Below are 22,163 nucleotides of genomic sequence, written 5' to 3' on the forward strand. Positions count from 1 at the left end.
AGATTCGCTTGTCGCGATTCAGGTTCTTGTTTCACGCAAGTCGCTGTCGCAAAACCGCTACACACCTTTGCGCGACATGCTTCTAGAAACGCCCTTCCGCCTCGACGATGACGCTGGTCAGGCTGCCGGTCGCGGGGAAGAGCGGGATGAGGCAGGCCTGCAGCGCGTGATAGATATCGCCCTTGCCGGGGAAGAGCGTGTGGGCCGGGGCCATGTCTTCCGTCAATTCCTCGTGCCAGCCGCCGTTCCTATGGTCGATGAACCGGTTGGCGATCGTGCCCCAGATCAGCCGGTAGCTGTCCTCGTAAAAGCTGTCGGCCGGCAGAAGTTCGTTGAGGAAGTGGGCGGCACCCGCCGCCTCGCACATCGGCCACCAGAGCTTGCTCACCTTGGCAGGCTTGTCGGCCCAGTCGAGCGTGTAGAAGAAGCCGCCCTTCTGCTTGTCCCAGCCGAGTGACATGGACTGAACGAACAGCGCCTTGGCGGCTTCCGGCATCCAGGCGTGCTTCCGGCCGCCGAGCGACCAGAGCTGCAGGACGAGGCGCGACCATTCCAGCCAGTGGCCGGGCGTGGTGCCGGCCGGGCGGAACATCTCGTCGGGATGGTAATAATCCTTGTCGATCGACCAGTCCGGATCGAAATGCTCGGCAACCCGGAAACCGACGCTGCCAGCGGAGCGGCGGATGACGAGGTCGGCAATGCTTTCCGCCTTGTCGAGATAGGCGGTTTCGCCGGTCGCCTCGTAGGCGGCCATCAGCGCTTCGGTCAGGTGCATGTTGGAGTTCTGGCCGCGATAACCGCCGCCGTCGATCGGCGACCAGTCGCGGGCGAATTCCTCGGCGATCGCGCCGTGCTTCGGTTCCCAGAACCTGGTTTCGAGAACCTCGGTGATATCGGCCAGCATCCGGTCGGCCAGCGGATGGCCGGCGACTTTTGCGGAGGCGGCGGCAAGCAGCACGAAGGCATGGCCGTAGCCCTGCTTGTTGGGGTCGGCGGCGCCCTCGTCATTCACTTGCCAGAAATAACCGCCATGCTCCGCATCGCGATGGCATTCCCAAAGGTATCGCATGCCGTGGTCGATGATGTCGCCCGAGCCGGGGCGGCCGAGAAGATAGCCGATCGAATAACAGTGAACCATGCGGGCCGAGGCGTGGATGCCGCGAACTGGATTGGCGCCGCCGAGCGGGTTGCCTTGATCGTCGAGATCGAAGAAGCCGCCTTTCGGATTCATCGCCCGGTATTGGAAGAAGTCGAACAGACCGTTCGCCTGATCCATGAGCCAGCCTCGATGGTAGGGAAGGTTCGCCCAATGGGGCCCCGTGGTGGCCGCAGTCTGACCGTCATCGCTCATGAAAACCTCGGAATCGTCGGGGTGGGTACGTTACTCAGAACGGCTATAACGTCCGGTCCGTTGCCTGTCATCGGCATTTTTAAATCGATTATCTGCCAGAGGCTTATCTGAGCGAGATGGAAGGTTATATATTGACATAAAGATATCTTTATGCGGTTATTGAGGGAAATCGAAACGATGGAAGGGCGTGTCATGTTCGACGAACTGTTTGGTCCCGAAGCCGCCAAGCGTGATGGCGCGGAGATCCTGGCCGCGCTGAAGGCTGCGGCGCGCGAACGCATCCTGGTCATCGACGGCGCCATGGGCACCGAGATTCAGGGTCTCGGTTTCGACGAGGATCATTTCCGCGGCGATCGTTTCGCCGGTTGCGCCTGCCACCAGCAGGGCAACAACGACCTGCTCATCCTCTCGCAGCCCCAGGCGATCGAGGAGATCCACTATCGTTACGCCATGGCCGGCGCCGACATCATCGAGACCAACACGTTTTCCTCGACCCGCATCGCCCAGGCGGACTATCAGATGGAGAATGCCGTCTACGACCTGAACCGCGACGGCGCGCGGCTGGCGCGGCGCGCGGCATTCAGGGCTGAAAAGGAAGACGGACGCCGCCGTTTCGTCGCCGGCGCCATCGGCCCGACCAACCGCACCGCCTCCATTTCGCCCGACGTCAACAATCCCGGTTACCGGGCAGTGACATTTGACGACCTGCGCCTTGCCTATGGAGAACAGCTCGACGGCCTGATCGACGGCGGCGCCGACATCATCCTGGTCGAGACGATCTTCGACACGCTGAACGCCAAGGCGGCGATCTTCGCCTGCGCAGAGCGGTTCGAGGCGAAGGGCATCCATCTGCCGGTGATGATCTCCGGAACGATCACCGACCTTTCCGGCCGCACGCTGTCCGGTCAGACGCCGTCGGCCTTCTGGTATTCGGTGCGGCATGCCAAGCCGTTCACGGTCGGCCTCAACTGCGCGCTCGGCGCCGATGCCATGCGGCCGCATCTGCAGGAACTGTCTGCCGTCGCGGACACCTTCATCTCGGCCTATCCGAATGCCGGCCTGCCCAACGAATTCGGCCGTTACGACGAGACGCCGGACGACATGGCGCGCCAGATCCGCGGCTTTGCCGAGGAAGGCATCGTCAACGTGGTCGGCGGCTGCTGCGGCTCGACGCCGGAGCATATTCGCGCCATCGCCGATGCCGTCGCCTCTTTCGGACCGCGCGAAGTGCCGGAACACAAGTCGTTCATGGCGCTTTCGGGCCTCGAACCCTTCGTCTTCACCAAGGACGTGCCGTTCGTCAACGTCGGCGAGCGCACTAACGTCACGGGTTCGGCGAAATTCCGCAAGCTGATCACCGCCGGCGATTTCACGGCCGCGCTGGCGATCGCCCGCGACCAGGTGGAAAACGGTGCCGCCGTCATCGACATCAACATGGACGAAGGCCTGATCGATTCCGAGAAGGCGATGGTCGAGTTCGTCAATCTGATCGCTGCAGAGCCTGATATCGCCCGCGTGCCGCTGATGCTCGACTCATCGAAATTCGAGATCATGGAAGCGGGCCTCAAATGCGTCCAGGGCAAGGCGGTCGTCAACTCGATTTCCATGAAGGAGGGCGAGGAGAAGTTCATCGCCCAGGCGAAGCTCTTGCGCAACTACGGTGCGGCCGTCGTCGTCATGGCCTTCGACGAGCAGGGACAGGCGGACAGCTACGAGCGCAAGGTGGCGATCTGCGAGCGGGCCTACAAGCTCCTGACGGAGGAGGCGGACTTCCCGCCGGAAGACATCATCTTCGATCCGAACATCTTCGCGGTGGCGACCGGTATCGAGGAGCATAACGCCTATGGTCTCGCTTTCATCCAGGCAACCAAGACGATCCGCGAGAAGATGCCGCTGGTGCATGTTTCGGGCGGCGTCTCGAACCTATCCTTCTCGTTCCGCGGCAACGAGCCGGTGCGCGAGGCGATGCATGCCGTGTTTCTTTACCACGCCATCCAGGCGGGCATGGACATGGGCATCGTTAATGCCGGTCAGCTGGCGATCTACGAAAACATCGAGCCGGAGCTGCGCGAGGCCTGCGAGGATGTCGTCCTGAACCGCCGTGACGACGCGACGGAGCGCATGCTCGAAATCGCCGAGCGTTATCGCGGTGCAGGCAACAAGGAGAGCAAGGAAAAGGACCTCGCCTGGCGCGAATGGCCGGTCGAAAAACGCCTCTCGCATGCGCTCGTCAACGGCATCACCGAGTTCATCGATGCGGATACGGAAGAGGCTCGACTGATCGCCGACCGGCCGCTCAGCGTCATCGAAGGTCCGCTGATGGCCGGCATGAACGTGGTCGGCGATCTCTTCGGATCGGGAAAAATGTTCCTGCCGCAGGTGGTGAAATCCGCCCGCGTGATGAAACAGGCCGTCGCCGTGCTCCTGCCTTACATGGAGGAAGAGAAGCGGCTGAACGGCGGCGACCAGAGAAAATCGGCCGGCAAGGTGCTGATGGCGACCGTCAAGGGCGACGTCCACGATATCGGCAAGAACATCGTCGGTGTCGTGCTCGCCTGCAATAATTACGAGATCATCGATCTCGGCGTCATGGTGCCGTCGACGAAGATCCTCGAGACGGCGGTCACCGAAAAGGTGGATATCATCGGGCTTTCCGGCCTCATCACCCCGTCGCTCGACGAGATGGCGCATGTGGCCTCGGAGATGGAGCGCCAGGGTTTCGACATCCCGCTGCTGATCGGCGGCGCCACCACCAGCCGTGTCCATACCGCCGTCAAGATCCATCCGCGTTACGATCGCGGCCAGGCGGTTTATGTCAACGATGCGAGCCGTGCCGTCGGCGTGGTCTCCTCGCTGCTGTCGCCGGATGCCAAGGCGGGCTATGTCAGCACCGTCCGGGCGGAATATGCCAAGGTGGCTGCGGCGCATGCCCGGTCGGAGGCGGAGAAGACCCGCCTTTCGATCGCACGGGCTCGCGGCAATGCCGAAAAGCTCGACTGGTCGGATTACAAGCCCACCAAGCCGCAGTTCCTCGGCACCAAGGTTTTCGAGACCTACGATCTGGCGGAACTCGCCAGATACATCGACTGGACGCCGTTCTTCCAGACCTGGGAGCTGAAGGGCCGTTTCCCGGCGATCCTCGAAGACGAGAAGCAGGGCGAGGCCGCGCGCCAGCTCTATGCCGACGCACAGGCGATGCTGGAGAAGATCATCGCCGAAAACTGGTTCCGTCCGCGGGCGGTGATCGGCTTCTGGCCGGCCAATGCGGAGGGCGACGACATCCGTCTCTTTGCCGATGACAGCCGCGCAGAAGAGCTTGCGACCTTCTTCACGCTGCGTCAGCAGCTTTCGAAGCGCGACGGTCGTCCGAACGTGGCGCTGTCGGACTTCGTCGCGCCGCTCTCGACCGGCCTCGACGATTATGTCGGTGGTTTCGTCGTCACGGCGGGCATCGAGGAGGTGGCGATCGCGGAGCGCTTCGAGCGGGCGAACGACGACTATTCGTCGATCCTCGTCAAGGCGCTGGCCGACCGTTTTGCCGAAGCCTTCGCCGAATGCATGCACGAGCGGGTCCGCAAGGAGTTCTGGGGGTATGCGCCCGACGAGAATTTCTCCGCCGAAGAACTGGTTACCGAAGCTTATGGCGGCATTCGTCCCGCTCCGGGCTATCCGGCCCAGCCCGACCACACGGAGAAGGCGACGCTGTTCCGGCTCCTCGATGCGACCGCGGCGACGGGCGTGGAACTGACGGAGAGCTACGCTATGTGGCCGGGCTCGTCCGTCTCCGGCCTCTATGTCGGCCATCCGGCATCCTATTATTTCGGGGTGGCCAAGGTCGAACGCGATCAGGTCGAAGACTATGCCAGGCGCAAGGGCATGGCGATCGAGGAGGTCGAGCGCTGGCTCGGCCCCGTGCTGAACTACACGCCTTCCTCTCAGCAGGATGTGGTGGACGACGCGGCGTAAGGCAGCGGGCGGGGTCGGCAACGAAACAACGAACGGGCATCTCGGGCGCCCTTTCCGTTTTTTGCTCGACCCAAAAATTTCTCGTCATGCTCGGGCTGGTCCCGAGCATCTATTCGCGCTGATCGTATTGGACTGGCTAAGATCCTCGGGACAAGCCCGAGGATGACGGCAGGAGTGTAAGAGGCTTCCCGCCCGATGATCACTCGCGCCGCCTGACGCTCAATCCCGGACGATCAGGAAATCGCTCGCGTTGAAGCGCAGCGTCACCGTTTCGCCCGGCTGCGGCAGGACGGCGTCGGGCGCGTTGAACATATCGAACGCAATCTGGTTGCCGCCGATATCGATCTTGGTGCGGATGACCGAGCCGAGGAAGTGCGACAATACCACGGTACCCGTCAGCGAAGTGTCGCCCTTGGCGCTTTCCGACAGCGAGCCGGCTTCCGGACGCAGCGCGATGGAAATCTTGTCGCCGCCTTTCAGCGCGCCGATCGATTCCTTCAGCTTGACGATGTTCTCGCCCACCTTGACGGTGTTCGCAGCCGGATCGGCGACGGTTGCGTCGATCATGTTGAGCGTGCCGACGAAGGAGGCGACGAAGCGGGTGGCCGGACGGTTGTAGATTTCCGACGGCGTGCCGATCTGGTCGGCGCGGCCGGCATTCATCACGACGATGCGGTCGGAGATCGACAGCGCCTCTTCCTGGTCGTGAGTGACGAATACCGTGGTAATACCGAGCTGGCTCTGGATCTGGCGGATCTCTTCGCGCAACGACACGCGGATCTTGGCGTCGAGCGCCGAAAGCGGCTCGTCGAGCAGCAGGACCTGCGGCTTCGGGGCAAGCGCCCGGGCGAGCGCCACGCGCTGCTGCTGGCCGCCGGACATCTGGTAGGGATAGCGGTCGGCCAGGTGGTCCAGCCGGATCAGAGCCAGCATTTCCTTGACGCGCGCATCGATCTCGCTCTTCGGTTTGCCGGCGACCTTGAGGCCGAAGGCGACGTTATCGAAGACGTTCATGTTCGGGAAGAGCGCATAGGCCTGGAAGACCATGCCGATATTGCGCTGGTTGGTCTTGAGCGTGTTCTGGTTCTTGCCGGCAATCGAGATAGCGCCGTCGGTCGGATTCTCGAAGCCGGCGATCATCCGCAGCACGGTGGTCTTGCCGCAGCCCGACGGACCGAGGAAGGAGACGAACTCGCCCTTCTCGATCGACATGTTGAAATCCTTGACGACCTGGGTCTGCCCAAAACTCTTTTTGATATGTTCGAGAACGAGGAACGACATTTTCGAAAATCCTTAAAGCTCGGGCTTAGGGCCGGGAGGAGGCCATCTTGCTGAAACGGGTGACGAGCTGCAGCAGGCCCATGGAGAACCAGGTTACCGCAAAGGCGATGATCGCCAGCGCCGAGGGCTCATAGGCCTTGTTGGCGCCGACGAGCTGCAGGTAGGGGCCGAAGGCCGGGCGGTTGAGAAGGGCGGCCATGGTGAACTCGCCCATGACGATCGCGAAGGTGATGAAGGCGCCGGAGAGCACGCCCGACATGACGTTGGGGAAGATGCAGCGGAACAGGATGGTCGGCCATCTGGCACCGAGAATTTCGGCAGCCTCCGTCAGCGTCCTGACGTCGATCGCCCGCATGGCGGTATCCACGGAGCGGTACATGTAGGGGAGCGACAGCGTGATGTAGGAGAGCACGAGCAGCATGTTGGTGCCCTGGATCGAACCCGTGAAGGGGATCCAGGACGAGGAATTGTAGAGGCGCAGGTAACCGAAGACGATGACGATCGCCGGGATGACCAGCGGCATCAGCGTGATGAACTCGACGACCGGGCGCATCTGCGGCAGGCGCAGCCGGACCCAATAGGCGGTCGGCACCACGAGCAGCATGCCGAAGACGATGGTGAACAGCGCCATCAGCATCGAAAAACCGAAGGTCTGCTGGAATTGGACGTCGGAGAAGACCGACCGGTAGGCGTCGAAGGAATAGACGCCGCGGCGCATGCGCAGCGAAAATTCGAACGTGCCGATCAGCGGCACGAAGAAATAGATGCAGCCGATGGCGATGGCGAACCAGGCGAGTGCCTTGCTTGTCTTCATGTCTGCCCCCTCACTTCTGCCCCTCACTTCTGCCAACGTTCGGCGCGCCTGCTGAGCAGGATGTAGAGGATATTGGATACGCCGGTGATGACGATCATGCCGAGCGCCAGCGCGTAACCGAGATTGGCATTGTGCAGCACGTCGCCACGGATCTGGGCATAGAGCAGGATCGGCACGATGTTGAGCGAGGAGCCGGTCAGCGCATAGGCCGTGGCGATGGCGCCGAAGGCATTGGCGAAGAGGAGCAGCGACGTGCCCATCAGGCTCGGCCAGAGGATCGGCAGCGCCACCATGCGCCAGTATTGCCAGGTCGAGGCGCCGAGGATTTCGGAAGCCTCGCGCCATTCCTTCTTCATTCCGTCCAGCGCCGGCGTCAGGATCAGCACCATCAGCGGGATCTGGAAGAACATGTAGGTGATGGTGAGACCGAAGAAGGACAGGATGTTGAAACCGGTCGCATAGAGATTGAAGCCGATCCAGTCGCGTAGCAGCACGGTCACGAGGCCGGTGCGGCCGAGGGTGGCCAGAAAGGCGAAGGCGAGCGGCACGCCGGCGAAGTTCGAGGCGACGCCGGAAAAGGTAAGCAGGCCGGAGCGGACCCAGCTCGGAACTCCGCCGAGCACGATCGCCCAGGCGAGGAAAAAGCCGATCAGCGCGCCGCCGAGGGCGGATGCCACCGAAACCCGGATCGAGATCCAGTAGGCGCTCATGATCGAGGGCGTAAAGAGATCGGCGATGTTCTTGAAGGTGAACTGGCCGTCCGGGGTGAAGAAAGCGCCGGTCACGAGATAGAGCGTCGGCACGATGAGGAACATCAGCGCGAAGATCATGAACGGCGCGATGCCGAGCCAGTCGACGACGGTGCGGCGGTCGATGAAGGACGTGGAGGCGGTGCTCATGAGGCGCTGGTTTCTCGGGTGCAGGCTTCCGCCGGAGAGGGAAAACCTCCCCGCCACCGAGGGCGGGGAGGCCAAATCTCAACGCATTACTTGACGTTGGCGCCGACGGTCGCGTCCCACTTGGTGGTGATCGCGGTCTTGCCCTTGTCCTGTTCGGCAAGCGTCGGGAAAACGGCCTTTTCGTAAGCCGCTGCCGGCGGCAGGGCGTCGAGCAGGTTCTTCGGGATCTTGTTGTTCTTGGCAAGATCGTTGAAGCGGATCGGATGGCAGTAGCCCTTCAGCCAGCCGAGCTGGCCTTCGTCGGAATAGAGGAACTCCATCCAGAGCTTCGCAGCGTTCGGGTGCGGAGCAAACGCGGAGATCGCCTGGACGTAGACGCCGGCGACGACGCCCGAGGCCGGTACGACGACTTCGACCGGCGGGTTGCCCTTGAGCGAGTCGCGCCAGGAAAGACCGTTATAGTCCCAGGCGACGACGATCGGGGTGGAGCCTTGGGCGAGCGAAGCGGACTTGCCAATGACCGGAACGAAGTTGCCGGCCTTGTTGACTTCCGCGAAGTACTTGAGACCTGCTTCGCCAGCCTTTGCGGCGTCCTTCTCACCGGCGGCGAGGCCGGCGGCGTAGACGGCCTGAACGGCCTGGTTGGACGCGCGCGGGTCGCCGGCGAGCGCGACGGAGTTCGCGAATTCCGGCTTCTTCAGATCGGCCCAGTCCTTCGGGACGTTCTTGACGATGTCGGTATTCACGACGAAGGAGAGAACGCCGTAGTAGTCGCCGTACCAGTAACCTTCGGCATCCTTGGCGTCGGCCGGGATCGAATCCCAGGTGGAGACCTTGTAGGGCATCAGCAGGCCTTCGGCCTTGGCGGACGGGCCGAAGGAGAGGCCAACGTCGATCACGTCGGGCGCCTGCGGACCCTTGTTGCCCTTGTTGGCCTTGATGGCTTCGATTTCGTCGCCCGAACCGGCATCCGGGTTCAGTTCGTTGACTTCGATCCCGTACTTCGCCTTGAAGGCAGCGATCACTTCGCCATAGCCGCACCAGTTATGGGGCAGGGCGATCGTGGTCAGCGTGCCTTCCTTCTTCGCGGCAGCGATCAGCTCGGCGCTCGGCGCAGCGGCGGCAATGGCCGTCGAGGCAATGACGATGGCGGTCGTCAGGGAAAGAAGACGTTGGGTCCTGTTGAGCACGGTATCCTCCTAAGGGTTCAGGTCGTGTGCCTGCGGTCGGTTCGGGGCGACTCGTAGAGCCAGTTTATGTATCGTATGTGACAGCTCGGAGCTTGAGCATTTGCTCATGAATCGCCCGGTTTGCCGGCATATTCGGGATCGCCCCTGATTCACTCGGAGCGTGTTTGTCGGCCCGGCCGGCGGAAGAGACGGCTCCGCTCGAAAAGGCCTTCCAGAGAATTCATGCGTTCGCGGGTCTCCTCCCAGGTGGCGCTCTGGACCGCTTCGATCAGCGCCTCGACGACGAAGAGCGTGATGACGGAACTGTCCCAGGCGGATGGCGCTTCGATGCGCATCTTGAAGGTATGCTGCGCGTGTTTTGCGACGGGCGAGGCCCATACGTCGGTGAACAAGACGATGACGACGCCGTTGGCCTTGGCGGCCTCCGCAAGCGTCGCCATCTCCTGCTCGTAGCGGCGGATATCGAAGATCACCAGCACGTCGCCTGCAGCCATGTTCAGCACATGCTGAGGCCAGGAGCTGGAATTGTTGGAGATCAGCGTCGTCTTGGGACGGATGACCTGCATGTGCGTGAAGAAATATTCGGCCAAAGCCCCGGTGATGCGGCCACCGACGAAATAGATGCTGCGGCTGCGATCACGTAAAAGTGTGGCCGCACCCTCGAAAGTTGTCGTGTCGAGATCCGACAGCGTGTCGCGCAGGTTGGCGGTGATCGCATCGGCGAAGCGGTTGAGGATATGCGTGCCCGGCGCATTGGAAGCCCAGCGGTCGTGCTTGGCAATGGGGCCGGAAATCGTCGCCTCAAGTTCCTGGTGCAGATGCGACTGGAATTCCGGATATCCCTTGTAGCCAAGCTTCTGCACCATGCGCGCAACCGTCGGCGTGGAAACGCCGGCGTTCTCCGCGATCACAGTGATGCTGCCGAGCCCCGACACCGGATAGTTCTCCAATAGGCTGTCGGCCAACTGTTTTTCCGCGCGCGTCAGGTTGTCGTAACGAACACGGATGACATCCGATACGGTGCGTGCTGTTGTTGGCACGAAAGCTGTTCCCTCCGGTCTTCGCCGGTTTATGACACGAGTTAAAAGTCCTTTTATGACAGGTGTCAATGGAGGCCTTGAAGAGAAATTTTCAGATGCGCATTGACGGCAGACGGAAAGTGAAGAATTCTCTTCTTCATTCAAACTCAATCAGATTTCCGGAACGCGTTCATGCTGGTGCAGTCGGAATTTTTCACGGAGGCGGATGGCGAACCCGTTGCCGTGGACAATCCCGAAGCCCGCGGGGAGGTGCTGCTCGTCTGCGAGCATGCATCGCGCCGCATTCCGGAACGTTATGGCGATCTCGGCCTCTCGCAGGAGGCGCTCAACTCGCATATCGCCTGGGACCCAGGGGCGCTTGCGGTTGCGCGGCTGATGGCGAAAAGCCTTGGCGCGGCGCTGATCCACCAGCGTTTCTCGCGCCTCATTTACGACTGCAACCGCCCGCCGAACGCGCCTGACGCCATGCGGGAAGTTTCGGAAATCTTCCGCATCCCCGGCAACGAGAACCTGTCGGACGCGGAGAAATCCCGCCGGACGACGGCGCTCTATCTGCCGTTTCACGGCCGGATCCGCCAGGAGATCGCCGCGCGGCGGGCGAGGGGGCAGGCGACGGCGCTCGTCACCGTCCACAGCTTCACGCCGGTTTATTTCGGCAGGGAGCGGCCGGTCGAAATCGGCATCCTGCACGATAGCGACAGCCGGCTTGCCGACCGGATGCTGAAGGCTGCGGCGGATACGCGTCTCTACCGCGTCGAACGCAACGAGCCTTACGGCCCGGCGGACGGCGTCACCCATACGCTGGAAGTCCATGCTCTGCCGGCGGGGCTTCTGAACGTGATGATCGAGATCAGGAACGACCTGATAACAGACGAAACCGGCCAAGGGGTCGCGGCCGATTTCCTGACAGGTCTTCTGCGGGAAAGCCTTGCGGAAGACCAAGGATAACAAGACCCGGGGAGCAGTTGTTCGCATGCCGCGGCGAAGGTCGCGGAAAGGACGAAACCGAGAGGCCGCATGAGGCGGTCCGTCTGCTGAGAGGGGAAGTCGATGTCCGATTATACGGAACTGGACAAGAAGCAGGATGTGCATATCCTGCATTCGATGGGTTATGCGCAGGAACTCGAGCGGCGCATGAGCTCGTTTTCCAATTTTGCAATTTCATTCTCGATCATTTGCATTCTGTCCGGCGGCATCAATTCGCTGGGACAGGCGACCTCGGGGGCCGGCGGTGCCGCGATCGGCATCGGCTGGCCGCTTGGCTGCCTGATCTCGGGCATTTTTGCGCTCGGGCTGGCGCAGATCGGCTCCGCCTATCCGACCGCCGGCGGCCTCTATCACTGGGGTTCCATCCTCGGCAACCGCTTCACCGGCTGGCTGTCCGCCTGGCTGAACCTGCTCGGCCTCGTCACCGTGCTCGGCGCGATCAACGTCGGTACGTTCTACTTCTTCTTCGGCGCCTTCGGGACGATATTCGGCGTCGAGGATACGCTGACGCATCGCGTCGTCTTCGTTGCGGTCATCACTGGGCTGCAGGCGCTCGTCAATCACTTCGGGATCGGCCTGACGGCCAAACTCACCGACTTTTCCGGCTATCTGATTTTCGCGACGGCGATCCTGCTGACGATCGCCTGCCTCGTGGCAGCTCCCGGCTTCGATTTCGCACGGCTCTTCACCTTCGCCAACTATACCGGCACGGAAGGGGCTTCGCTCGTCTGGCCGAACAGCACCTCCGGCCTCATGGCGTTCCTTCTGGGCCTGCTTCTGCCGATCTACACGATCACCGGCTATGATGCATCGGCGCATACGTCGGAAGAGACCGTCAAGGCGGCGCAGTCGGTACCGCGCGGCATAATCTCCGCGGTCGTCTGGTCGACGGTTTTCGGCTATATCATGCTGTGCGCTTTCGTGCTGATGATCCCCAACATGGACGACGCGGCTAAGCAAGGCTGGAACGTGTTCTTCTGGGCGATGGACGCGCAGATGAACCCGACCGTGAAGAATATCCTCTATTTCCTGATCTTCATTTCGCAGCTGCTTTGCGGCCTTGCCACTGTCACGTCGGTATCGCGGATGATCTTCGCCTTCTCGCGCGACAAAGGCCTGCCGGCGTCCTCCTTGCTCGCGAAGGTCAGCCCGAAATACCGCACGCCCGTTGCGGCGATCTGGACAGGGTCCATTCTCGCGGTCCTGTTCGTCTGGTTCACGTCGGCGATCACCATTGCCGGCACACCGGCCTATTCGATCGTCGTCTCGTGCACAGTCATTTTCCTGTTTCTCTCCTTCGCGCTTCCGATCGCGCTGGGACTCTTCACGATCGGCACGGCGAAATGGCCGAAAATGGGACCGTGGAACATGGGAATTGCGACCTACAAGCTGGTCGCCGTGCTGGCGATCATTTCGATGATCGTCATCTTCTTTATCGGCATTCAGCCGCCGAACGACTGGGCGCTCGAAATCACGGTCGGCTTCTTGATCCTGACGGCCATCGTCTGGGTCGCGTTCGAGAACCGGCGCTTCATGGGACCGCCGATCGGCGACGCAATCGCCAAAAGGCAGGCTGATATCGCGGCTGCGGAAGCGGCCGTCGGAGAAAAGTAAAGACTGGACCGGGCAGAGGCCCATGTGATCCCGCCGCCGCGACGCTCGTTGCGGCGGTCCCCCCTTTTTTCAACGGATGTGAGGCATGACCCCGATTTATTCCTTCGACGATCTGAAACGCGATGTCGCCGATGGGCGAATCGATACCGTCATCGCCGCCCTCGTGGATATGCAGGGCCGGCTGATGGGCAAGCGGTTCCAGGCGGAATATTTCGTCGAGAGCGCCCATGAGGAAACCCATAGCTGCAACTACCTGCTCGCCACCGATATCGAGATGGACACCGTGCCCGGCTACAAGGCATCGAGCTGGGAAAAGGGCTATGGCGACTACACGATGAAGCCGGACCTTTCGACGCTCAGGAAACTGCCGTGGCTCGAAGCCACGGCCCTCGTCCTCTGCGACGTGTTCGATCATCACACGCATGAGGAAGTGCCGCATTCGCCGCGCGCCATGCTGAAGAAGCAGGTGGCGCGGCTGGAAGCCATGGGCATGAAGGCCTTCATGGCGACCGAACTCGAATTCTTCCTGTTCGACCAGACCTATGAGAGCGCCCGGGAGGGCGGTTACCGCAATCTCAAGCTCGCCAGCGGCTATAACGAGGACTACCACATCTTCCAGACGACCAAGGAAGAGGATGTGATGCGGGCGATCCGCACCGGACTTCAGGGGGCGGGCATTCCGGTCGAGAACTCCAAGGGCGAGGCGTCCGCAGGGCAAGAGGAAATCAACGTCCGTTATGCCGACGCGCTGACCATGGCCGACCGGCACTCCGTCATCAAGAATGCCGCCAAGGAAATCGCCTGGCAGAAGGGCAAGGCGATCACCTTCCTCGCCAAATGGAACTACAGTGCTGCCGGCAGCTCGTCGCATATCCACCAGTCGCTGTGGAGCATCGACGGCAAGACGTCGCTCTTCTTCGACAAGAACGGTGAGTACGGCATGTCGGAGACGATGAAGCATTATATGGCCGGACTTCTGGCCCATGCGGGCGAGATCACCTATTTCCTGGCGCCCTATATCAATTCCTACAAGCGTTTCGTCGCCGGCACTTTCGCGCCGACCAAGACCATCTGGTCGAAGGACAACCGGACGGCCGGTTTCCGTCTCTGCGGAGAGGAAACCAAGGGCATCCGCGTCGAATGCCGCATAGGCGGCTCGGACCTCAATCCCTATCTCGCCATGGCGGCGCTGATTGCCGCCGGCATCGACGGGATCGAGAAGAAAATGGCGCTGCAACCGGCTTTCGTCGGCGACGCCTATGTCACCAGCGGCATCAGCGAAATTCCGAAGACGTTGAGGGATGCGACGGCCCGATTGAATGATTCGAAATTCCTGCGATCCGTCTTCGGCGAGGATGTCGTCGACCACTATGTCCGCGCCGGCCTCTGGGAGCAGGAGGAATATGACCGCCGTGTGACGGATTGGGAAGTGGCGCGCGGATTCGAGAGGGTGTAGACCTCTCCGCATAAAATCATAAAACAATGGGAAGTGAGATCATGACGATGATCCAATGTATCTCGCCGGTGGACGGTTCGGTCTATGCCGAGCGTCAGGCCATGTCGGCGGAAGCGGCGGCGGAGGCCATCGGGCGTGCGCGGAAGGCGCAGAAAGCCTGGGCGAAGCGGCCGCTCGAAGAACGCGTCCAGCTGGTATTGAAGGGCGTCGCGCGGCTCAACGAGATGGCCGACGAGGTGGTGCCGGAGCTTGCCTGGATGATGGGCCGGCCTGTGCGTTACGGCGGCGAGTTCAAGGGCTTCAACGAGCGCTCCAACTATGTCGCGTCGATCGCCGCCGATGCGCTGGCGCCACTGCGCATCGAGGATAGCGCCACGTTCGAACGGCGCATCGAGCGCGAGCCGCACGGCGTCGTCTTCGTCATCGCGCCGTGGAACTATCCTTACATGACCGCGATCAACACGGTCGCGCCGGCGCTGATGGCCGGCAATACGGTCGTGATCAAACACGCTTCCCAAACGCTGCTGGTCGGCGAGCGGCTGGTGCGCGCCTTCGTCGAAGCCGGCGTGCCGGACGACGTCTTCCAGAACCTCTTCCTCGATCATGATACGACGGCGAAGCTCATCTCCGAAGGGCTGTTCGACTTCATCAACTTCACCGGGTCCGTCGAAGGCGGCCGGTCGATCGAGAGGGCTGCAGCCGGTACCTTCACCGGTCTCGGCCTCGAACTCGGCGGCAAGGATCCCGGCTACGTGATGGAGGATGCCGATCTCGACGCGGCCGTCGACGTGCTGATGGATGGCGCGACCTACAATTCCGGCCAGTGCTGCTGCGGCATCGAGCGCATCTACGTGCATGAATCGCTCTACGACCGGTTCGTCGAGAAGTCGGTCGCCTGGGTGTCGAACTACAAGCTCGGCAATCCGCTGGACAAGGAAACGACGCTCGGCCCGATGGCCAACAAGCGCTTCGCGAAGGTGGTGCGCGAGCAGATTGCCGACGCGGTCTCGAAAGGCGCCAAAGCACTGATCGATCCGAAACTTTTTCCGGCCGATGACGGCGGAGCCTATCTCGCGCCGCAGATCCTCGTCGATGTCGACCATTCTATGCCCTTCATGCGGGAAGAAACCTTCGGCCCGGCCGTCGGCATCATGAAGGTCAACAGCGACGAAGAGGCGCTCGGCCTGATGAACGACAGCCGGTATGGTCTGACCGTTTCGCTCTGGACCAAGGACGCCGAACGCGCCGGCCGCCTTGGCCGGGAACTCGAAACCGGCACGGTGTTCATGAACCGCGCCGACTATCTCGATCCGGCGCTGGTCTGGACCGGCGTCAAGGAAACCGGCCGCGGCGGCTCGCTCTCGGTGCTCGGCTTCCACAACCTGACCCGTCCGAAATCCTATCACCTGAAAAAGGTCACCCAATGAATATCGTCGCGAACTGGAGCTACCCGACCGCCGTCAAGCTGGGCCGCGGGCGGATCAAGGAACTGGCGGATGCCTGCAAGACGCTCGGCCTCAAGAAGCCGCTTCTGGTCACCGACCGGGGACTGGCTTCGATGGCAATCACCGGCCATGCGCTCGACGTGCTGGACGAGGCCGGCCTCGGCCGGGCGATCTTCTCCGACGTCGATCCGAACCCCAACGAGAAAAACCTCGAAGCCGGCATCAAGGCCTTCAAGGATGGCGGCCATGACGGTATCGTCGCCTTCGGCGGCGGTTCGGGCCTCGATCTCGGCAAACTGATCGCCTTCATGGTCGGCCAGACCCGGGCGGTGTGGGATTTCGAGGATATCGGCGACTGGTGGACCCGCGCCGATGCCGCGAAGATCGTGCCGATCGTCGCCGTGCCGACGACCGCCGGTACCGGTTCGGAAGTCGGCCGGGCAGGGGTTCTCACCAATTCCGCCACGCATGTGAAGAAGATCATCTTCCACCCGAAGATGCTGCCGGGCGTCGTCATCTGCGATCCCGAACTGACGATGGGCATGCCGAAGGCGATCACCGCCGGCACCGGCATGGACGCGTTTGCCCATTGCCTGGAAGCCTATTGTTCGCCCTTCTATCATCCGATGTCCGGCGGCATCGCGCTCGAAGGCATGCGACTCGTCAAGGAATTCCTGCCGCGCGCCTTTAAGGATGGGCAGGATCTCGAAGCTCGGACGAACATGATGGCCGCAGCCGCCATGGGTGCCGTCGCCTTCCAGAAGGGACTTGGCGCGATCCATTCGCTGTCGCATCCGATCGGGGCGGTCTACAACACCCACCACGGCATGACCAATGCCGTCGTCATGCCGCCGGTCCTGCGCTTCAACCGTCCGACGATCGAAGGAAAGATCGCCCGCGCCGCCGCCTATCTCGGCATCTCCGGCGGTTTCGACGGGTTCTACGATTATATACTGGCTTTGCGTGCCGAACTGGGCGTGCCGGAAAATCTGACCGCGATGGGAATCACCCCGGATCGAATCGACGAACTCACGGCCATGGCGATCGAGGATCCAAGCTGCGGCGGCAATCCTGTACCGATGACGCTCGAAAATACGAAGGCTCTTTTCCTCGACTGCTTCTGATTGCCGCCCGAAAACGGGACGTCAATGCCGGCCCGGAGGCCAAAACCTCCGGGTTTTTCCGCATTTTAGCGCCGGAACTAAATCTCTTGATTGATATTAATGCCCCCTAAATTTGCAATTCGTTAACCATGTTTGGAAAGGATGCATCCATGACACCATGCTTCCCGGTGTCCTCGCGAGCGATGTGGCTCAAGTCTCCTTCGAGGACCGAAAATGCCTGTAATTTCTTTTGCCAATGCCAAGGGCGGTGCCGGAAAAACGACTGCTGCGCTGCTGCTTGCCACTGAACTCGCCCATCAGGGTTTTCGCGTCACTGTCATCGATGCCGATCCGCAGCGCTGGATCAGCCAGTGGGCCGAGACCTCCGGCAATGTCCGCAATATCGAAGTCATCTCGGAAGTCACCATCGCATCGCTCCAGTGTCACCTGCGTGAAATGGGACCGCGTACCGATTATTTCATCATCGATCTCGCCGGCGCCCGCGATGCGCTGGTCACCACGGCGATCGGCCTTTCCGATCACGTGATGATCCCGGTCCAGGGCTCGGCCATGGATGCCAAGGGTGCGGCGCAGATCCTCGATCTTCTATCCTTCCTGAAGGAAAAGGCGAACCTCAACATCGCTCATTCGGTCGTGCTCACCCGTGTCACCTCGATGGTTACCACCAAGGCGCTCCTGACGATCAAGGGCCTGCTCGCTGCCCGCGGCGTCAACGTCCTCAACACGCCGATCGGCGAGCGCATCGCCTTCAAGGAACTGTTCGAGATCGGCGGCACGCTGCACACGCTCGATCCGGCCAAGGTCAGCAATGTCGACAAGGCCAAGGAAAACGCCAGGTCCTTCGCCGAGGAAGTCATGCGCATGATGCCGATGAAGGTCATCCGTTCCGGGGCTCCGCGCATCTTCAACTTCAGCCGCAACGCGGCCTGATCACCCATTCGGATCCTGTTCAGCCCAGGATTTCGCTAGGAGGCGGTCGCGCGCCGTGCGCTGGCTGCGATGCCGATCAATTCCGGCTCTTGCTGATTGGCAGGCGCGTCGCGCGCGGCAAGGAGCCGGTCACGCATCCGTCGCCAGGTCTCCTGGGCAAGGCTGCCGATCTCGGCCGGCTCCCTGTCCGATGTCGTCAGGATTTCGACCGTCAGCAGATCGAACCGGTCCTCGGAATGCATATAGCTCCAGCCGATCAGCCTGCTTTGCGGAAGCGAAGCGGCAAGCAGGGTCAGCATCTGTTCGAGCGCGACGCGCTCGGGAGCGCCGAGCAGGACTTCGTCGTGGCCGAGCACGATCGACATCGTCTTTTCATGCCCCTTTTCGGCACGACGCCTGAACTGGGGCGGGCCGGCGTTTTCGAGCATGACCTGAGTGCAGACGATGACGCAGCGGTTACAGATCGCGGTCGATGCCGGGCCGGCAATGATCATTTCGACGGCGCGGCGGTTCTGGCTGCAAAAGGAACAGACGGCACCGTCGTCTCCCCGTCCGAAAAGAAGCGACCAGGCGCCCTTCAGTCTCGTTGAAAAATCCATTCGTCCCCGCCGATGTGCGACATGCCCAGCGGGGAACTAGCGCTGACTTCTTCCGAAGGCCAGATCGCGGGCAAACAAAAAGCCCTCGGCACGGGTGCCGAGGGCTCGACTGTTCTCGCGGCGCAGGCCTTATTCGACGAATTCGACCGTCGTGCCGGGCTTTACCATCTTCGCCAGTTCCCGGGCATCCCAGTTGGTCAGGCGTACGCAGCCATGGCTGTTGGTCTTGCCGATCTTCGAGGGGTCGGGCGTGCCGTGAATGCCGTAGGTAGGCTTCGACAGGGCGATCCAGACCGAGCCGACCGGGCCGTTCGGGCCCGGCGGGATCTGCAGGATCTGGTCGTTGCTGCCCTGCCTGAAATTGATCTTCGGGTTGTAGGTATAGCCGGGATCGAGCGCGATGCGCTCGACGGTGTGATTTCCTGTCGGCGAAGGCGTGTCGCTGGAACCGATCGTCGCCGGATAGGCCGCTATGAGAGCGCCGTCGGCGCCATAGGCAAAGATCTGCTTGCGGCCCTTGTCGGCCACGATCCGCGTGACCTGTCCGACCTTCGGCTGGCCGGGATTGATGACCTTGATGGTCGAGCCCGGGATGGTGAAATCGATGTTCGGATTGAGCGCCTTCAGGTAGTTCTCGTCCATGTGGAACTGTTCGGCGAGCTTTTCGGTCACCGACGTATAGGACATGGCCGGAAGCTGCGCCTTGTGAGCGTAGTCTTCCGGGATCGAGGCCACGTAAGGTCCGGCCGCGTCGGCGGCGGTGATCGTGTAGTCGACGATCGGCAGGCCGCCCGAATAGGTCAGCCGCTGCATGATGTCTTCCGAATTGTTCGGGTCGAGCGTCTCGCCGGTCATTTCCTGCCAGGCGGCGATCGCCTTGTTGACGTTGTCCCCGAGATGGCCGTCGATCACGCCGGGCGAGATGCCTTCGCGGTCCAGGAAGACCTGAAGTGCCGCGACTTCGGCCTGCGGCTTCTTGGTGACGGTGATGATCGGCTTGGTGGGGTGCAGGACCTCCGGCTGCTGCCGTCCGATGTCCGGTTCGATCGAGGCTTCCTGCGGATACCCGTTGTCGAGCCCCGGCAGCGGCTGGTTTTCGAGCGGCAGGCGGCTTACGGAGCCGGGAATGGTACCCGTGATGGCGCCCGGTTCTCCCCGATAGGCCTGGCCCTGACGATATGGGTCGGCCTGCGGGTAGGGGTCGCCCGGCCGGTATTCGCGATAGTCCCGATAACCCGATCCCTGCGGATAACCGCCGACGTCGCGGGAGTTGCGATAACCGCCGGGTGGCGGGGGATAATCGCTCGCGCGTGCCGGCCGGTAAGCCTCCTGGCGAATCTCGGTCGCCAGCACATTGCCGTACCGGTCGATGAAGATGCGGCGGCCCATGCCGTCGCGGCTGATCACGACATCGCCGTTATTGGGGACATAGTCGAGAATTGCGCCGTCGGGTGCGATAAGCATCGTCTCGGTCGGATACCGCTGGTATCGTGTCTGCGCCCCGGCAGGGGAGATACCCACTGCTGCGGTCAGAGCGGCGAGGCAGACGCTTGTCAAAAATAGGCGCTTCACGGTGTCACCGACTTCCTTGTGTTCTCATCCACGTAATCGGGAAATCGGTCATTCGTTCCCGCGCGTGCGTCTGTCGTCACAGACAAGGTAAATTTGACGGTAGTGTGGAAAAAGTGAATTCGTCATGAATGCAAGATTAAATTCGCATCACGATCCGCTAGAACTCTCCACGAAACCGTGAAGGGGATGATTATGAAGGCGTTTTCCGCTCGGCTCGGGCCGAAGCTTTTCCTGGACGAGACGTCGGTTCTCGATATCGGCGGCTGTTTCGTCGGTGATGTGGACCTGTCTCCGGGCCGTGCCATACCCGATGACGGCGATCCGCGAATCGATCATTCGCTCGAAGGCTTCCTTTTCACCTGCGGACCCGACCATATCCGCCATCCGGAACCGATCGAGGGCAGGGCGGACGGCGGGAAATATCCATTGCACGGCTCGTTCTCCTCGCATCCGGCCGAAATTCTCTTCTGGGACGCGCAGGGAGACGATGCGGAATGCCGGGCGCGCGTGCCGGTGACCACGGCGACCGGCGAGCCTGCCCTTCTCGAACGGCACTGGCGGATCGACGGTGCGACCGGCGAGGTCTGCCTGTCGGACAAGCTGACCAACACAGGCACCCAGCCTCTCGCGCGCGTTCACATGTATCACATGAACATCGGCGCCTGGCTGTTCGACGACAACGTGCGGCTTTCCGGCCGGATGCTGGAAGGCGGCGGTTTTCCCTGGACTTTCGGCAAGGAGACGGGCGGCATTTTCTGCGTGCCCGCGGCACGGGAGGGGGATCCGTGGGCTGAGATTGCGCTCGGCCCGATCGCTGCGATCGGTGGGCTGACGCTCAAGGTGAAGTTCAGGACCGACACGCTGCCGCATCTGCAGGTCTGGCGAAACCAGAAGGCGCCGGCGCATGTGCTCGGCATCGAACCGGTATCGCACCGGCTCGCCGGCCGGGCGGAGCTTGTCGAAACCGGCGAGATCGGCTGGCTGAAACCCGGCGAGAGCGTGGACTACGGGCTGCGCTTCAGCTTCGTCTGAACTCCGAGCGTTCCGCGATTGACGCTCCCCCTGCAGCATCGTAATGCTTCCGCCTCGATAAAAACGGAGGGCTTGAGCCATGGATATCCGCCAGATCAACGACGAGTATTCCGTCAGCGGTCAGATCACCGTCGATGACCTCGACCAGGTCAAGGCGATGGGTTTCAAGTCGATCGTCTGCCATCGTCCGGACGACGAGGAGCCGGGCCAGCCGCACTTTGCGGAGATCGAGGCGCGCGCCCGGGAACTCGGCCTCGATATCCGCCACATCCCGGTCGGTCGCATGGGCGTCGATGAAGAGGGCGTCAGGGCGATGGTCGATGCGCTCGACGAATTCCCGCGCCCGATGCTTGGCTTCTGCCGGTCGGGCGCGCGCTCGACGGCGATCTATGAAAAGAGCCAGCATCTGCGCGGCTGATTTTCTCCGCGCGCCGGGCTTTCGCTTCGGCGCGTCTTTCCGCAGCTCAACAGGTTTAGGAGCATATCCATGAGCATCAAGCGCATCGAAACCGGCGCCCGCATGAGCGGTGCCGTCGTCCACGGCAACACCGTCTACCTCGCCGGCCAGGTTGGCGAAGGCGAGACCGTCAAGGAACAGTGCGAATATGCTCTGCGCGAAGTCGACCGCCTCCTGGCCGCAGCCGGTTCCGACAAGTCCAAGATCCTGCAGACGCTGATCTATCTCTCCGACATGTCGTACTTCGCGGAGATGAACGCCGTCTGGGAAGCCTGGGTCGATCCGGCGAACACGCCGGCACGCGCCACCAGCGAAGCCAAGCTTGCAGCACCGAAGTACAAGGTGGAGTTCACCGTTACGGCGGCGATCTGATTTTCAGAACACGTCAAATTGAAAAAGCCGGCCG

18 protein-coding genes are annotated in these 22,163 nt (G+C 61.9%); 10 read left to right on the top strand and 8 right to left on the bottom strand.

Translation table 11 applies throughout. The features are described 5' to 3' along the window. Positions 1–82: 82 nt before the first annotated feature. On the bottom strand, positions 83–1,351 hold the full coding sequence (locus DMO26_RS12780) for an AGE family epimerase/isomerase (RefSeq protein ID WP_117192457.1): 1,269 nt from the start codon (positions 1,349–1,351) through the stop codon (positions 83–85). A gap of 192 nt (positions 1,352–1,543) precedes the next feature. Here DMO26_RS12780 and metH point away from each other — a divergent pair, with 192 nt between their 5' ends. After that, on the top strand, positions 1,544–5,317 hold the full coding sequence (gene metH, locus DMO26_RS12785; RefSeq protein ID WP_117192741.1) for a methionine synthase: 3,774 nt from the start codon (positions 1,544–1,546) through the stop codon (positions 5,315–5,317). Positions 5,318–5,536: 219 nt separating this feature from the next. Here metH and DMO26_RS12790 read toward each other — a convergent pair whose 3' ends face one another. The 5 genes from DMO26_RS12790 to DMO26_RS12810 all read right to left on the bottom strand — a co-directional run bounded on the left by DMO26_RS12790 (position 5,537) and on the right by DMO26_RS12810 (position 10,541). Then, the gene (locus DMO26_RS12790) at positions 5,537–6,598 is read right to left on the bottom strand and encodes an ABC transporter ATP-binding protein (RefSeq protein ID WP_117192458.1); all 1,062 of its coding nucleotides are present in this window, start codon (positions 6,596–6,598) and stop codon (positions 5,537–5,539) included. A gap of 25 nt (positions 6,599–6,623) precedes the next feature. Further along, entirely contained in the window at positions 6,624–7,412 is a 789-nt protein-coding gene (locus tag DMO26_RS12795) for an ABC transporter permease (protein WP_117192459.1), read from the bottom strand. A 23-nt stretch (positions 7,413–7,435) separates the two neighbouring features. Beyond that, a complete protein-coding gene (locus DMO26_RS12800; protein ID WP_117192460.1) occupies positions 7,436–8,311 on the bottom strand; it encodes an ABC transporter permease in 876 nt (291 codons plus the stop codon). An 86-nt stretch (positions 8,312–8,397) separates the two neighbouring features. Beyond that, positions 8,398–9,501 carry an ABC transporter substrate-binding protein gene (locus DMO26_RS12805; protein WP_117192461.1) on the bottom strand — a complete coding sequence of 368 codons (1,104 nt, stop codon included), beginning with the start codon at positions 9,499–9,501 and terminating at the stop codon, positions 8,398–8,400. A 149-nt stretch (positions 9,502–9,650) separates the two neighbouring features. Continuing rightward, on the bottom strand, positions 9,651–10,541 hold the full coding sequence (locus tag DMO26_RS12810) for a MurR/RpiR family transcriptional regulator (RefSeq protein ID WP_117192462.1): 891 nt from the start codon (positions 10,539–10,541) through the stop codon (positions 9,651–9,653). A gap of 171 nt (positions 10,542–10,712) precedes the next feature. On the opposite strand from DMO26_RS12810, the gene DMO26_RS12815 reads away from it, so the two are divergent. From DMO26_RS12815 to DMO26_RS12840, 6 genes are all read left to right on the top strand, one after another. After that, entirely contained in the window at positions 10,713–11,489 is a 777-nt protein-coding gene (locus DMO26_RS12815; protein WP_117192463.1) for an N-formylglutamate amidohydrolase, read from the top strand. A gap of 102 nt (positions 11,490–11,591) precedes the next feature. Beyond that, complete coding sequence (locus tag DMO26_RS12820; protein WP_117192464.1) at positions 11,592–13,142, top strand: amino acid permease; 1,551 nt, start codon at positions 11,592–11,594, stop codon at positions 13,140–13,142. Positions 13,143–13,227: 85 nt separating this feature from the next. Beyond that, the gene (locus tag DMO26_RS12825; protein ID WP_117192465.1) at positions 13,228–14,598 is read left to right on the top strand and encodes a glutamine synthetase family protein; all 1,371 of its coding nucleotides are present in this window, start codon (positions 13,228–13,230) and stop codon (positions 14,596–14,598) included. A gap of 41 nt (positions 14,599–14,639) precedes the next feature. Next, complete coding sequence (locus DMO26_RS12830; protein ID WP_117192466.1) at positions 14,640–16,025, top strand: aldehyde dehydrogenase family protein; 1,386 nt, start codon at positions 14,640–14,642, stop codon at positions 16,023–16,025. Then, entirely contained in the window at positions 16,022–17,167 is a 1,146-nt protein-coding gene (locus DMO26_RS12835; protein ID WP_117192467.1) for an iron-containing alcohol dehydrogenase, read from the top strand. The genes DMO26_RS12830 and DMO26_RS12835 overlap by 4 nt, the downstream gene beginning before the upstream one ends. Positions 17,168–17,380: 213 nt before the next feature. Beyond that, entirely contained in the window at positions 17,381–18,097 is a 717-nt protein-coding gene (locus DMO26_RS12840) for a ParA family protein (protein ID WP_117192468.1), read from the top strand. Between the two features lie 35 nt (positions 18,098–18,132). On the opposite strand, the gene DMO26_RS12845 is transcribed toward DMO26_RS12840, so the two are convergent. Then, on the bottom strand, positions 18,133–18,696 hold the full coding sequence (locus DMO26_RS12845) for a ClpX C4-type zinc finger protein (protein ID WP_117192469.1): 564 nt from the start codon (positions 18,694–18,696) through the stop codon (positions 18,133–18,135). Positions 18,697–18,825: 129 nt separating this feature from the next. Then, positions 18,826–20,160: a L,D-transpeptidase family protein gene (locus tag DMO26_RS12850; protein WP_117192470.1), complete on the bottom strand. Its 1,335-nt coding sequence runs from the start codon at positions 20,158–20,160 to the stop codon at positions 18,826–18,828. 300 nt (positions 20,161–20,460) lie between these two features. On the opposite strand from DMO26_RS12850, the gene DMO26_RS12855 reads away from it, so the two are divergent. From DMO26_RS12855 to DMO26_RS12865, 3 genes are all read left to right on the top strand, one after another. Then, complete coding sequence (locus tag DMO26_RS12855) at positions 20,461–21,300, top strand: DUF4432 family protein (RefSeq protein WP_117192471.1); 840 nt, start codon at positions 20,461–20,463, stop codon at positions 21,298–21,300. A gap of 79 nt (positions 21,301–21,379) precedes the next feature. Further along, the gene (locus DMO26_RS12860; RefSeq protein ID WP_117192472.1) at positions 21,380–21,718 is read left to right on the top strand and encodes a TIGR01244 family sulfur transferase; all 339 of its coding nucleotides are present in this window, start codon (positions 21,380–21,382) and stop codon (positions 21,716–21,718) included. Between the two features lie 69 nt (positions 21,719–21,787). Beyond that, entirely contained in the window at positions 21,788–22,129 is a 342-nt protein-coding gene (locus DMO26_RS12865; protein WP_117192473.1) for a RidA family protein, read from the top strand. Positions 22,130–22,163 lie beyond the last annotated feature (34 nt).

The sequence above is a fragment of the Rhizobium terrae genome (genome assembly GCF_003425685.1).
GTDB lineage: Bacteria > Pseudomonadota > Alphaproteobacteria > Rhizobiales > Rhizobiaceae > Neorhizobium > Neorhizobium terrae.